This is a genomic window from Nocardioides cremeus, from assembly GCF_030518195.1.
Lineage (GTDB): Bacteria > Actinomycetota > Actinomycetes > Propionibacteriales > Nocardioidaceae > Nocardioides > Nocardioides cremeus.
Genome location: NZ_JAULSC010000011.1, coordinates 54335 through 67249, shown reverse-complemented (window position 1 = coordinate 67249; position 12915 = coordinate 54335). Strand labels below are relative to the sequence as shown.

Annotated in this window: 12 protein-coding genes; 10 read left to right on the top strand and 2 right to left on the bottom strand. The window is 73.9% G+C overall.

Going from position 1 to position 12915, the window contains the following annotated elements; all coding sequences use genetic code 11:
* The first annotated feature begins 67 nt into the window (after nt 1-67).
* A complete protein-coding gene (locus QWJ41_RS12350) occupies nt 68-559 on the top strand; it encodes a cupin domain-containing protein (protein ID WP_302708579.1) in 492 nt (163 codons plus the stop codon).
* 60 nt (nt 560-619) lie between these two features.
* On the opposite strand, the gene QWJ41_RS12345 is transcribed toward QWJ41_RS12350, so the two are convergent.
* The gene (locus QWJ41_RS12345; RefSeq protein WP_302708578.1) at nt 620-2890 is read right to left on the bottom strand and encodes a catalase; all 2271 of its coding nucleotides are present in this window, start codon (nt 2888-2890) and stop codon (nt 620-622) included.
* A gap of 218 nt (nt 2891-3108) precedes the next feature.
* Here QWJ41_RS12345 and QWJ41_RS12340 point away from each other — a divergent pair, with 218 nt between their 5' ends.
* The 5 genes from QWJ41_RS12340 to QWJ41_RS12320 all read left to right on the top strand — a co-directional run bounded on the left by QWJ41_RS12340 (nt 3109) and on the right by QWJ41_RS12320 (nt 10214).
* Nucleotides 3109-4611: a DUF3375 domain-containing protein gene (locus QWJ41_RS12340; protein WP_302708576.1), complete on the top strand. Its 1503-nt coding sequence runs from the start codon at nt 3109-3111 to the stop codon at nt 4609-4611.
* Entirely contained in the window at nt 4608-5393 is a 786-nt protein-coding gene (locus QWJ41_RS12335) for a DUF4194 domain-containing protein (protein WP_302708575.1), read from the top strand. The genes QWJ41_RS12340 and QWJ41_RS12335 overlap by 4 nt, the downstream gene beginning before the upstream one ends.
* A 2-nt stretch (nt 5394-5395) precedes the next feature.
* On the top strand, nt 5396-8875 hold the full coding sequence (locus tag QWJ41_RS12330; RefSeq protein WP_302708573.1) for an ATP-binding protein: 3480 nt from the start codon (nt 5396-5398) through the stop codon (nt 8873-8875).
* 20 nt (nt 8876-8895) lie between these two features.
* Nucleotides 8896-9771 (top strand): patatin-like phospholipase family protein, encoded by an 876-nt coding sequence (locus QWJ41_RS12325; protein WP_302708571.1) that lies wholly within the window; start codon nt 8896-8898, stop codon nt 9769-9771.
* A 71-nt stretch (nt 9772-9842) separates the two neighbouring features.
* Complete coding sequence (locus tag QWJ41_RS12320) at nt 9843-10214, top strand: YciI family protein (protein WP_302708569.1); 372 nt, start codon at nt 9843-9845, stop codon at nt 10212-10214.
* Between the two features lie 24 nt (nt 10215-10238).
* On the opposite strand, the gene QWJ41_RS12315 is transcribed toward QWJ41_RS12320, so the two are convergent.
* Nucleotides 10239-11480: an MFS transporter gene (locus tag QWJ41_RS12315; protein ID WP_302708567.1), complete on the bottom strand. Its 1242-nt coding sequence runs from the start codon at nt 11478-11480 to the stop codon at nt 10239-10241.
* 212 nt (nt 11481-11692) lie between these two features.
* Here QWJ41_RS12315 and QWJ41_RS12310 point away from each other — a divergent pair, with 212 nt between their 5' ends.
* The 4 genes from QWJ41_RS12310 (at nt 11693) to QWJ41_RS12295 (ending at nt 12915) form a co-directional block, all read left to right on the top strand.
* Nucleotides 11693-11887 carry a hypothetical protein gene (locus QWJ41_RS12310; protein ID WP_302708565.1) on the top strand — a complete coding sequence of 65 codons (195 nt, stop codon included), beginning with the start codon at nt 11693-11695 and terminating at the stop codon, nt 11885-11887.
* An 82-nt stretch (nt 11888-11969) separates the two neighbouring features.
* Nucleotides 11970-12323, top strand: coding sequence for a DUF8129 domain-containing protein (locus QWJ41_RS12305; RefSeq protein WP_302708563.1), 354 nt, complete (start codon nt 11970-11972; stop codon nt 12321-12323).
* Nucleotides 12324-12363: 40 nt separating this feature from the next.
* Nucleotides 12364-12600: a hypothetical protein gene (locus QWJ41_RS12300; protein ID WP_302708561.1), complete on the top strand. Its 237-nt coding sequence runs from the start codon at nt 12364-12366 to the stop codon at nt 12598-12600.
* Between the two features lie 42 nt (nt 12601-12642).
* Nucleotides 12643-12915 (top strand): DUF7218 family protein, encoded by a 273-nt coding sequence (locus QWJ41_RS12295; protein WP_302708559.1) that lies wholly within the window; start codon nt 12643-12645, stop codon nt 12913-12915.

Here is a 12915-nt window from a genome sequence, read left to right as displayed (position 1 = left end):
GCGGCAGCCGTGTGCATGCCCCGGATGGGGCATGTCGCCGGTGCGGTCACCGGCGTAGCGTGCGGGCATGGACGGACCGGAGCCCGTCGTCCTGGGGCCTGAGGACGGCGACATCTCGCCCGCCGGGCGCGTCCGCGACCGGTTCCTGCTCGAGGCGCACCAGACCGGTGGCCGCTTCGCGCTGCTCGAGCACCGCTTCGAGCCGCACTCCCTGGCCGCGCCCGTGCACCGCCACGCCCACGAGGACGAGTACACCTTCGTGCTGCAGGGCAGCATCGGGGCGGTCCTCGGCGGCCGCGAGGTGCTCGCGAAGGTCGGCGACCTGGTGCACAAGCCGCGCGGGCAGTGGCACACCTTCTGGAACCCCGGCGACGACGAGGCACGGGTGCTCGAGCTGATCTCGCCGGGCGGCTTCGAGCAGCTCTTCCGCTCGATGATGACCCAGGTCGTCGAGGACCCCGACGACCTGGCCGCCGCCGGGGCGGCGTACGGCGCCGAGATCGACATGGCGGCCACCATGCGCCTCCTGGAGGAGCACGCAGGGCTCTTCGAGCTCTGACCACAGCGACCCGTCGGCCCCGGCCCGGGGGAGGACCGGGCCGGAGCCGACGGGTGTCGGTCAGCCGGTGGTGGTGGCGAAGCGCTCCCAGACCCGGTGCGAGGCCATCAGCTGCTGCACGTCGCCGAGCACCTGGGTCGCGTCGTCCCCGCTCACCACGCCCGGGGCGCCGGAGCAGCCGGCGAGCTCGAGCACCCGGCTGCCCTCGCCCCACGCGCCGATGGCCTTGGCGTGCCGGAAGGCCTCCTCGACCAGCAGCAGCACCCGCGGGTCCACCCGGCTCGCGTCCTCGGCGCCCGCCTTCGCGTCGCGCTGGGGGAGCGCGTCGGGGGCGGGGGCCGGCGCGCCGGCCAGCAGCACCACGTCGAGCTCGATGGAGCGCACCGTGGCGAAGGTGCGCTGCACCGGGACACCGTCGACCTCGCCGCCGTGCGGGGCCACGACCAGCGGCACCATGCCGGCGTCGAAGACGGCCTGGCGCACCGCCTCGACCCCGTCGAGCCCGGCATCGGGGTCGACGACGATGCCGACCAGCCGCCCGTCGGGCGGCCACTCGCCGCCCACCTGCGACAGGGCCGGGCTCGGCGTGGCCTCGACGAGCTCCTCCGTGGGCTCGGGCGCCTCCAGGCCCAGCCCGGTGGCGACCTCCGAGCACAGCACCGGGTCGATGTTGGCCAGGCACTGCAGCTGGCGCTGCTTGACCGCCTCCTCGTAGCACTTGCCCAGCTCGAAGGTGTAGGCGCGGATGATGTGCTCCTGCTCGACCGCGCTCATGCTGCGCCAGAAGAGGCGCGCCTGGCTGAAGTGGTCGTCGTACGACGCCGGCGCGTCGCGCACCTTGGAGGCCTCCGGCACCCGCACCGGCAGGTCCTTGAAGGCCGAGACGTCCGCGTCACCTCCGGCGGTGAAGGGGCACCCGCCGTCGAGCGAGTTCGGTGAGTACGGCGCCACCCCGGCGTGCACGCCGTGCTGGTGGAACCCGTCGCGCAGCATGTCGTTGACCGGCGCGTGCGGCCGGTTGATCGGCAGCTGCGAGAAGTTCGGCCCGCCGAGCCGGGTCAGCTGGGTGTCGACGTAGGAGAAGAGCCGGGCCTGCATCAGCGGGTCGTCGGTGACGTCGATGCCCGGGGGCAGGTGGCCGACGTGGAAGGCGACCTGCTCGGTCTCGGCGAAGTAGTTGGTCGGGTTGGCGGTGAGCACCATCAGCCCGACCGGCTGCACCGGGGCGATCTCCTCGGGCACGATCTTGGTGGGGTCGAGCAGGTCGATGCCCTCGTAGGTCTGCTCGGGGGTGTCGGGGAAGACCTGCACGCCCAGCTCCCAGGCCGGGTAGGCGCCGGCCTCGATGGCGTCGGCCAGGTCGCGGCGGTGGAAGTCGGGGTCGAAGCCGTTGGCCAGCTGGGCCTCCTCCCAGGTCAGCGAGTGCACGCCCAGGCGCGGCTTCCAGTGGAACTTCACCAGGGAGGTCTCGCCGGCCTCGTTCTCGCAGCGGAACGTGTGGACGCCGAAGCCCTCCATCATCCGGTAGGAGCGCGGGATGCCCCGGTCGGACATGTTCCACATCGTGTGGTGCTGGGCCTCGGTGTGCAGCGAGACGAAGTCCCAGAAGGTGTCGTGGGCGCTCTGCGCCTGCGGGATCTCCCGGTCGGGGTGCGGCTTGCCGGCGTGGATGATGTCGGGGAACTTGATGCCGTCCTGGATGAAGAAGACCGGGATGTTGTTGCCGACCAGGTCGAAGGTGCCCTCGTCGGTGTAGAACTTCGTGGCGAAGCCCCGGGTGTCGCGCACGGTGTCGGCCGAGCCGCGCGAGCCCAGCACGGTGGAGAAGCGCACGAAGACCGGGGTCTCCTTGCCGTCGGCGAGGAAGCCGGCCCGGCTGATCGACGTGGCGGTGCCGTAGCCCACGAAGACGCCGTGCGCCGCGGCGCCGCGCGCGTGCACGACCCGCTCGGGGATGCGCTCGTGGTCGAAGTGGGTGATCTTCTCGCGCAGGTGGTGGTCCTGCAGCAGGGTCGGGCCGCGCTCGCCGGCCTTGAGCGAGTGGTCGGTCTCGCGCAGCCGGGCGCCCTGCGAGGTGGTCAGGTGGGCGCCCTGCTGGGCGCGGGCGTTGCGGGGTGCGCCGGTGTCGGTGCCGGTCGCGGTGCGCGGCTGCGGCTCGGCCTGGTCGGGCTTGGGCGGCAGCGGCTCGCGCGGCTGGGTCGGCTCGGCCACCGACGGGGGCTCGCTGCCGGGGGTGCCCGGCACCGTCGGGCCGCTGCTGGCGCCGGTGGCGTCGGCGAGGCCGGCGACGACGCGGTCGAAGGTGTCCTTGGCCAGCTTCTTGGGATCCACGAGATCCTTCTCCTTGCTCGGGAGCGGTAGTAGGGACGGATCTCAGCCCACCAGGCACGACCGGGCTCGTGCTTGCCCCCTGGGGGTGAAGTCGCCCGGGCGTCGGCGGCCCCGGGCGGGCGGCCGGGGCCAGGCGCCGGGCCGCCGGGGGACTCTGGGATGCTGGCCCGTCGTACGACGACACCCGGGGCCGGCGCCGGGCGGGAGCAGGAGGGTCGATGAGCGAGGTCGCGAGCGAGCTCGCCCGGGTCAAGGGCGCCTTCTCCCAGCCGACGCTGACCCTGCTGCACCAGCGCCAGGCGCCGGTGGTCATCACGATCTTCCGGGCGGTCTTCGGCCGCGACAACCGGCCGGTGCCGACCGCCCGGCTGCACGCCCAGGTCGAGGAGCACCTGGCGCGGATCCGCCAGGCCGGGGAGCTCGAGGTGCCCAACGGCAGCGTGCGCGACCTGTGCCACCGCTGGATGCGCGGGCAGTGGCTGGTGCGCTCGCTCGACGAGCGCGGCCACGAGGTCTACGCCCTGACCTCGCACGCCCAGCAGGCGCTGCAGCTGGTCAAGAACCTGACCCGCGACCGGGCCACGCTCAGCGAGCACCGCATCGCGACGCTGCTGGGCACCGTGCGCCGCTTCAACGCCGAGGCCAACCCCGACCGCACGGCGCGGGTCGACATCCTGGGCGCCGAGATCGCGCGGCTGCAGGCCGAGCGCGACCGGCTGGTCGACGGCGCCGAGATGCCCAGCCCCACCGAGGACTACATGCTCGAGGGCTTCACCGAGCTGCTCTCGCTGGTCTCGGCGCTGCCCAGCGACTTCGCCCGGGTCGAGGAGCGCTTCACCCAGATCCGCGGCGAGATCCTGGCCGCCTTCCGGGCCGAGGAGCGCCCGGCCGGCGAGGTCATCGACGACTACCTGTCCCGCGCCGACGCGCTGATGACCGCCACCCCGGAGGGTCGGGCCTTCGAGGGCGCCTTCGCGCTGCTGCGCGACGACGCGCTGGTCAGCCGGCTGCGCGACGACCTGGGCGCGCTGCTCGACCACCCGCTCTCCGACCGGCTGCTCGGCGAGGCCGAGCGCGCCGAGCTGCGGGGCACGGTGCGGCTGGTGCGCGAGGGCCTCGACCGGGTGCTCTCGCAGCGCTCGCGGGTCACCGCGACGCTCAAGGAGTACATCGTCTCCCACGACGCCGTGCGCGACCGCCAGCTGGAGCAGACGCTGCGCCAGGTCGAGTCCGAGCTGATGACCTGGATGGCCTCCACCGGACCACGCGCCACCCACGACGTGGCGCTGCTGCCGGGCCGGGTGGGCCTCGACCACCTGCGCGAGCGCTTCCACGACCCCGACGACGACGTGCTGCCCGACCGGATCAGCGCCGCCGACCCCGACGACGCGCCCCCCGTCTCGCTCGACGAGCTGCTCGCGCAGGGCGGCCCCCAGCTCTCCGTGCTGCGCGGGCGCATCGACGAGGCACTCACCGCCCCCGCGCCGGCCGGCTCGCTGGGCCAGGTCTTCGACTCCCTCGAGCCCGCGCTGCGGCGCCCGGTGGAGATCTTCGGGCTGCTGCACCTGGCCGCCGACCGTGGCTGGCTGAGCCGCGAGGGCCTCGAGGCGTACGCCGCCGTGCGCCCCGACGGCTCGACGCGCACCTTCTCGGTGCCGTGCACCCCGCTGCCCGCCCCCGCTGGCACGACCCCCGACGCAGAGAGCGAGACCCCCGCATGAGCACCCACGTCGAGCACGACCCGACCGACGTCGAGGACCTGCCCGGCGAGCTCGACAACGGGTTCGACGAGGGGTTCGAGGAGGGGGTCGACGACGGGTCGGTCTCGCTGTTCGAGGGTGACGAGGGCGGCCTCGAGCACGGCCAGCGCCACGCCCTGGTCACCCTGCTCAAGCAGCGCTTCATCAGCGCCCGCACCCACCCGCGCGACTGGGCGGTGCTGGTCGAGCACGAGCGGCTGTTGCGCTCGCGGCTCAACGACCTCTTCCTCGACCTGGCCATCGACCGCTCGCGCGAGGTGGCCTGGAAGCGCCAGGCCCTCTCCGAGACCGGCAGCCGCTTCCCGACCCTGCTGCACGACACGGCCTGGTCGCGCGAGGAGACGCTGGTGCTGGTGCACCTGCGCGACCGGCTGCGCAGCGGCCTAGCCGGCGGTGAGACCCGGGTGCACGTCGACCGCGAGGACGTCGTCGACTACGTCGCCAGCTTCCGGCCCGCGCACGCCACCGACGAGTCCGGCGACGAGAAGCGGGCCCGCAACGCGGTCGCGAGCATCGTCAAGGCCGGTTTGCTGATCGGGGCGGTCGGCGACGACCGCTACGAGGTCAGCGAGGCCGTCGAGCCGCTGCTGCCGCTCGAGGTGCTCCAGCAGCTCCTGGAGTCGCTGCAGCGCGCCAACAGCCGCGAGCAGCCGGTCCCCGACGCCGACGACGACCTGTTCGAGCCCGCATCCACCCCCGTATCCACCTCGGGCCGCACCGACGCCCCCACCGGAGGCCAGTGAGCATGTCCATCGACGAGACCGAGCAGGTCGACGAGCGCAGCGGCCTCTTCGAGCACCAGGTGGTCGCCACCCCGGGCGACGACACCATGCAGTGGCGCGCGGGGCTGCTGCAGATGGTCAACTGGGGCGGCTTCGCCGGGCTGACCACGGTGCCGCTCGGCGGTGACGCGACGATGATCTCGGGTGCCTCCGGCGTCGGGAAGTCCACCATCCTCGACGCCTACACGGCGCTGATGATGCCCTCGGACACCAAGTTCAACGGCGCCTCCAACGACGCGGTCAGCGGCCGGGCGCGCGGCGCGGGCCAGCGCAACCTGCTGTCCTACCTGCGCGGTGCGGTCGACGTGGTCGACGACCCCCGCACCGGGCGTCCGGTCGAGAAGCTGCTGCGCGGGCGCGGGGTCGATACCTGGGGCGCGGTCGCGATGACCTTCGTCAACGACCGCGGCGGCTCCTTCACCGCGCTGCGCACCTACTACGTGCCGCGCCGCGCCACCCGCTCCAGCGAGGTGCAGATGCAGCTGGTCAGCCACGAGGGCCCCCTCGACCTGGCCTCGCTCGAGGTCGCGGTCGCCGAGCGCTTCCACGCCAACACCCTCAAGAAGCTCTACCCCGGGGTGCGGGTGCACCGCACCTACGCGGAGTACGCCGAGGTGCTGCACGCCCGCCTCGGCATCGGCGCCGGCGGTGACGGGGCCAAGGCGCTGCGGCTGCTGGCCCGCATCCAGGCCGGCAACCAGGTGCGCAGCGTCGACGAGCTCTACAAGGACATGGTGCTCGAGCGCCCGTCGACGTACGCCGCCGCCGACCGCGCGATCGAGCACTTCGACGACCTCGACGCCGCGCACGCAGCGATGCGCACCGAGGAGGAGAAGCTGGCGCTGCTCGAGCCGATCGCCGGGCTGCACGAGCGCCGCGAGGCCGCCGCCCGACGCCTTGCCCAGCTCGACTCCTACGGGGTGACAGCCGCCGGCGACACGCCGCTGCGGTTGTGGCTGCTACGCACCCACCGCCGCCTCATCGAGGCGGCGGTCGAGACCAACCGCGACGAGCGGGCCGCCACCTCGGAGGCGCTGGCCGGGGCCCGCTCGGCCGAGGCCGCGCTGGTCGCCGACCTCGAGGCCGCCAAGGACGCCCACCGCGACGCCGGCGGCGGCGACCTGCAGGCGCTGGCCGCCCAGGTCGACCACGAGCGCGCGATCCGCGCGGAGCGCGCGGCGCGGCTGGCCGAGCTCGAGGAGCGCGTCTACCCGCTCGTCGGTCTCGCCGACGACGCCGCCGAGGCGGCCCCCGACCTGGACTCCGCGCTCGACTCGGCCGCGGGCTTCGCGGCCCTGCAGCTGCACGCGCGCAAGCAGCTGGCGGCCGGCGACGGCGCCCGCGCCCGGCTGCGCGCCGAGCGCGACGAGGTGCGCGACGCGCTGGTGCCGCTGAAGGAGGAGCAGGCCGCGCTGCGCCGCGAGCGGGCCTCGCTCGAGAGCCGCGCCGGCCGGGTGCCCTCCCACCTGCACGAGCTGCGCGCCGAGGTCGCCCGCGCCGTGGGGATGTCGCCCGAGGAGCTGCCCTACGTCGCCGAGCTGCTCGACGTGGCCCCCGAGGAGGCGCGCTGGCGCACCGCCATCGAGACCGTGCTGGGCGGCACCGCCCGCACCATGCTGGTGCCGGTCGAGCGGCTCGCGCACTTCTCGAGCGCCATCGACGGGCTGCGCCTGCGCACCCGGTTCACCTTCCAGGGCGTCGACCTCGACCTGCCCGACACCGGCCCCTCCGACCCCGAGCGGGTCGCCGGCAAGCTGCTCTTCAAGGACTCGCCCTTCTCGGGCTGGGTCCAGCAGCACGTCGCCGAGCCGTCGCGCAACGCCTTCTGCGTCGAGACCGCCGCCGGCCTCGACGGGCCCGGCTTCCGGGTCACCGAGTCGGGCCAGACCCGCAGCGGCCGACGCGGCGCCCACGGCCGTGGCGAGCAGCGCAGCATCATCGGCTTCTCCAACGAGGAGGCCGTGGCCGAGGTCGACGCCCAGCTCGCCCGCCTCGAGCGCGAGCTGCTCGAGGTCGACGACCGGCTGGGCGCCATCGACCGGCGCGCCGGGGTGCTCGAGCAGCAGCGCTCGGCGTACGACGCCGTGGCGATGGTGCGCCACGACGACGTCGACGTGGCCGGCTGCGACCGGCGCATCACCGAGCTGGAGCGGCGCCGCGAGGCGATCCTCACCGCCGACGACCGGCTGCAGGTGCTGCAGGAGCAGATCGACGACCTGGGCGCTCGCCTCGACACCACGCGCCAGCAGCGCTTCGCCCTCGAGCACCAGCAGAGGGCGCTGGCCGCGCGGCACGGCGAGCTGGTCGAGGACGAGGACCACGTCAACGACCGGCTCGAGGCCACCGAGCGGCCCGAGGGTGCCGGTCTCAGCGACGAGCAGGACGCCGCGCTGCGCGTCGAGCTCGCCGCGGCCGCCGCGCCCGCCGACCCCGACGACCTCGACAGGTTCGCCGAGAACGCCAAGCGGCTCGAGGCCCGGCTGCACGAGGCGGTCTCCGACGCGACCACCGAGCTGGCGCGCGTCGAGGACGACCTGGTCGCGGTCTTCCGGCACTACAAGTCGCGCTGGGACTCGCCCAACCTGGGTGCCACCGCCGACTCCTACCCCGACTACGAGCGCATCCTCGAGGACATCCGCGGCAAGGGCCTGGCCGACCGCCGCTCCGAGTGGCGCCGGCGCCTGACCGAGTGGAGCGGGCAGGACCTGGTGCCGCTGGTCGGGGCGATGGCCGCCTCGGTCGAGGAGATCGAGGACCGGCTGGTGCCGATCAACGCCATCCTCAGGCGCCTCGAGTTCGGCGGCGCCGGCGATCGGCTGCGGATCCGGTTGCGGCGGCTCTCGCCGGTGCACGTGCAGGCCTTCATGAAGGAGCTGCGGGCCCTGTCGGCCGGCAGCCCGGCGACGGCCCCGCTGGAGGAGGCCGACCTCGAGCGACGCTTCGCCGACCTCAGCCGCTTCATGGAGCAGCTGCGCCCGCAGGCACCCGGCGGCGCGCCCACCGACCGCGACCGGCTGCTCGACGTACGCCGCCACGTCGAGGTCAGCGCCGAGCGCTACGACCACCTCTCCGGCGAGCTGCGCGCGACGTACCGGACGCTGGGGGAGAAGAGCGGCGGCGAGAGCCAGGAGCTGGTCGCCTTCATCGTCGGCTCCGCGCTGCGCTTCCGCCTCGGCGACGAGATGCGCTCGCGCCCGCGCTTCGCGCCGGTCTTCCTCGACGAGGGCTTCGTCAAGGCCGACTCCGAGTTCGCGGGCCGGGCGGTGCGGGCCTGGAAGGGCCTGGGTTTCCAGCTGGTGATCGGGGTGCCGCTCGACAAGGTGACCGGCCTCGAGCCGCACATGGACGAGCTGCTGGCCATCACCAAGAACACCGCCACCCACCAGGCCTGGATCACCCCGATCACGCAGGCCGGGTCGACCACCGGGTCGACCACCGGGTAGCGCTGCGGCAGGCTGGGAGCATGACGACCGCCTTCGTCCTGTCCGGTGGTGGCAGCCTCGGTGCCGTGCAGGTGGAGATGCTCCAGGCACTGGCCGCGGCCGGTGTCGAGCCCGACCTGCTGGTCGGCACCTCCGCCGGCGGCCTCAACGCGGCCTGGGTGGGCGCCCACGGCACCTCCCAGGCGTCGCTGGCCGAGCTCGCGGAGGTGTGGATCGAGCTGCGTCGCCGCGACGTCTTCCCGATCCGGCCGCTGCAGCTGCTGCGCGGGCTGACCGGGCACGGCCGCAGCCTCTTCCCGGGCGAGCCGCTCGGTGACCTGGTGGCCCGGCGGGCCGGCATCGACGTCCTGGAGCAGGCACGCATCCCCGTGCACCTGCTGGCCACCGACCTGTTCACCGGTGCCGACGTGCTGCTCTCGACGGGGTCGGTGCGCGAGGCCGCCCGCGCCACCGCGGCGATCCCCGGGGTGCTGCCGCCGGTGCAGGTGGGGGAGCGGTGGCTGGTCGACGGGGCCATCGCGACCCGGGCCGGGGTCTCGCACGCGATCGAGCTGGGCGCGACCCGCGTCGTCGTGCTGCCCGCCGGCGTCCCCTGCGCCATCGCCGCGCCCCCGCGCTCGGCGATCGGGGTGGCGGTGCACGCGCTGTCGCTGCTGATCGAGCAGCAGCTCGTCATCGAGGTCGACATGGAGGTCGAGGGGGTCTCGATCGGGCTGCTGCCGCCGCTGTGCCCGCTGACGATCTCCTCGGCCGACTTCGACCACGCCGCCGAGCTGGTCGAGCGTGGGCGCACCTCCAGCGAGGCCTGGATCGCCGACGGTGGGCTGGCCCGGGCGCGCCCGAGCCGCTACCTCTCGCTGCACCACCACGAGCGCGAGGTGCTCGCCGGCGAGTAGCGTGGCGAGATCGTGGGTCGCCGGTCGCCCCGGCCGGGGCGGCGAGGCCCTCGTCGGAGACGGAGACCGCCATGACCCACTTCCTCCTGTCCATGCACACGGTGGCCGACCAGGCGCCGGTCGAGATGACCGAGCAGCAGGTGCAGGCCACGATGCGCCAGGTCGGCGAGCTCGAGGCCGACATGGGCTCGACCCAGGCGCTGGTGGCCTCCGGTCGCCTCGCCGACGTCGGCTCCGCCAGGGTCGTGCGGGTCGAGGACGGCGAGACGACGACCAGCGACGGTCCGTTCGCGGACGCCGCGGAACGCCTCGGCGGCTTCTACGTCATCGAGGCCGCCGACCTCGACGAGGCGATCTCCTGGGCGGCGCGGACCAGCGCCGCCATCGGCCGCCCGATCGAGGTGCGGGCGTTCGACGGCTTCCGCGTGCCCGGCGCCTCCTGAGCCGCGCCGCCCGGAGCAGGGCCCTCAGCCCTGGTCGGCCTCGGCCGTCGCGGGCAGCGTTTCGGTGGCCCCCAGCCACGGCAGCAGGGCCACCAGGCTGACCAGCGCGGTGGTGGCCAGCGCCCAGCCGAAGCCGGCCTGGTCGGCGATCACGCCGACGAGGATCGGGCCCACGATGGCGCCGGAGTCCTGGGCCATCTGGAAGGCCGCCAGCACCTTGCCGCCGCTGCGGTCGTTGCCGACGACGTCGGCGACGGCGGCCTGCTGGCCGGGGTTGACCAGCCCGGCTCCGAGCCCGGACACCGCGGAGAGCACGAGCAGCACCACCAGGTCTCCGGCCAGGCCGAGCAGCCCGAAGCCCAGCGCGGTCACCGCGAGACCGGTGATCACGAGCGGACGGCGACCCACGGTGTCGGCGATCCGGCCGGCGACCTGCAGCGTCAGCGCCGTGCCCACGGCCGCGACCCCCAGGGCCGCGCCGGCGACCCAGGGCCGGTCGTAGACGGTGATGGCGAACTGGGGGAGCACCGCCACCCGGACCCCGAAGTTGCACCAGCCGTTGGCGAAGCCCGAGGCCAGCGCCGCCCGGTAGGCGGGGTGGTCCAGCGCCTCGCCCACCAGCATCGGAGGACGCTGCGGCTGGTCGGCCGCGGGCCGAAGGCGGGCGCCGCTGAGCCGGGTGCCGACCACGACGACGGCCACGACCAGCGCGCCGGCGTACACGATGAAGGGCAGGCGCAGCCCGAACGAGGCGAGCAGCCCGCCGAGCACGGGCCCGAGCATGCCGCCGACCAGGAACGAGCTGGCGTACGCCGACGAGACGCGCCCGCGGATGCTGGGCGGGGCCAGGCGCACCAGCAGCGCCATCGCCGAGACCGTGAACATGGTCGAGCCCAGGCCGCCGAGACCGCGGAAGACCAGCAGCTGCCAGTAGGACTGCGCGAAGGCGGTGGCCAGCGACGACGCGGCCACCACCAGCAGCCCGGTCAGGTAGACCGGGCGCTCGCCGAGCCGCGCGACCAGCGCACCGCCGGCGGGCGCGAAGACCAGCCGGAAGAACGCGAACGCGGAGACCACCACCGAGGCGGCCGCGACCCCGACGTCGAAGGTGCGGGCGTACGCAGGGAGCACCGGCGAGATCAGCCCGAACCCGATCGCGATCACGAACGCGGCGCCGATGAGCACCTTGATCTCGCTCGGGATCGGGGTGCGGGGCTGCCCGCCCTGGCCGCCCGGCCTGCTCCGGTCGCGCCTCGTCGACCTCATCCGCCGCGTGCCTGGTGACTCACGGCTCGACCCTAGCCACCCCTGCCCTGGACTCGGTCGAGGGGAGCCGGCAGCGCCGCGAGCCGCGGACGTCATACGTCTGGCACGAGTGGACCTCCCGGCCGTACGACGTCCGGTGCGGGCTCCACCGATGTGTGACGCCGACACCCATCGGGTACCCGGACGGGACGACGACCGTCGAGGAGGACACCGTGTTCGAGCTCGTCCTGACCATCGTGGTGCTGCTGGCCGTGGCCGCCGCCATCCTGCTGTTCGAGCGCCCGCGCGCCAAGCAGATCGAGCGCGACCTGCACGAGCAGGCCGCCGACCGCCGTGACGCTGCGGCGGCGACGCCCGACCCTGAGCAGAGCCCTGAGACGGAGGACCGGCCCGACGACCCGAGGTGATCTCACCCCAACGGGCGGAGTAGCCGGGCGGCACGTTGGCTACCTGTGGAGGTGTCGGAAGCCGATCCACCAGGAGGCGATGATGACGCATTCGGAGGGCTTGCCCATCCCCGACTACGACCACCTGCTGCTCAGCGACATCGAGCACCGGCTGCAGGGACTCGACGCCGAGTCCGTGGAGCGCCTGCTCGAGCACGAGCGGGCCTACGCCGCCCGTCCGGCGGCGATCGTGCTGCTCGAGCAGCGCCGGAACCAGCTGCGCGAGGACCCCGGCGCCGAGCCGGCTCCCGGCGAGGGCCCCGACCCCACGGCGCCCCGCGTCGACCAGGTCGGCCAGAACCCCTCGCCGCACCAGGCGTCCCCGCAGACCGAGGGACCACCGCAGAACCCGCCCTCGCAGGGCGTCCCGACCAACCCGGCGCAGCCGCGCCGCTGAGGTGACCACCACCCCGACCCTGACCTCAAGGAGGACCAGCATGGCCACAGGTGAGACCGGATTCGACGACGTCGTCTTCGACCTGATCTCGGTGCAGTACCACGCGCTCAAGGCGGGCCACGACTACGGCCAGTACGTGCGCGACGCCGAGAACGCGGGCAAGCAGGAGGTCGCCGACTTCTTCCGCGAGGTGATGGAGCAGGACCAGGAGCGGGCCCACCGCTGCCACACCCTGCTCCGCGAGCTCGGTGGCGTCGACGTCACCAGCCCGCAGTAGACGACGTACCCCGTCCCGACCCGACCAGCAGAGGAGAGAACCGTGCCCGGAGGCCAGGAACCCGGACCCAGCGTCAAGGACGACGAGCTCTACGAGAAGCTGCGCGACGAGGGCAACAGCAAGGAGAAGTCCGCGCGCATCGCCAACGCCTCGGCCAACCAGTCGCGATCGACGACCGGCCGCAAGGGAGGCAAGTCGGGCTCCTACGAGGACTGGACGGTGGACGACCTGCAGGAGCGCGCCCGCGAGCTCGACATCGAGGGCCGGTCCTCGATGACCAAGGACGAGCTCGTCGACGCCCTGCGCAACCACTGA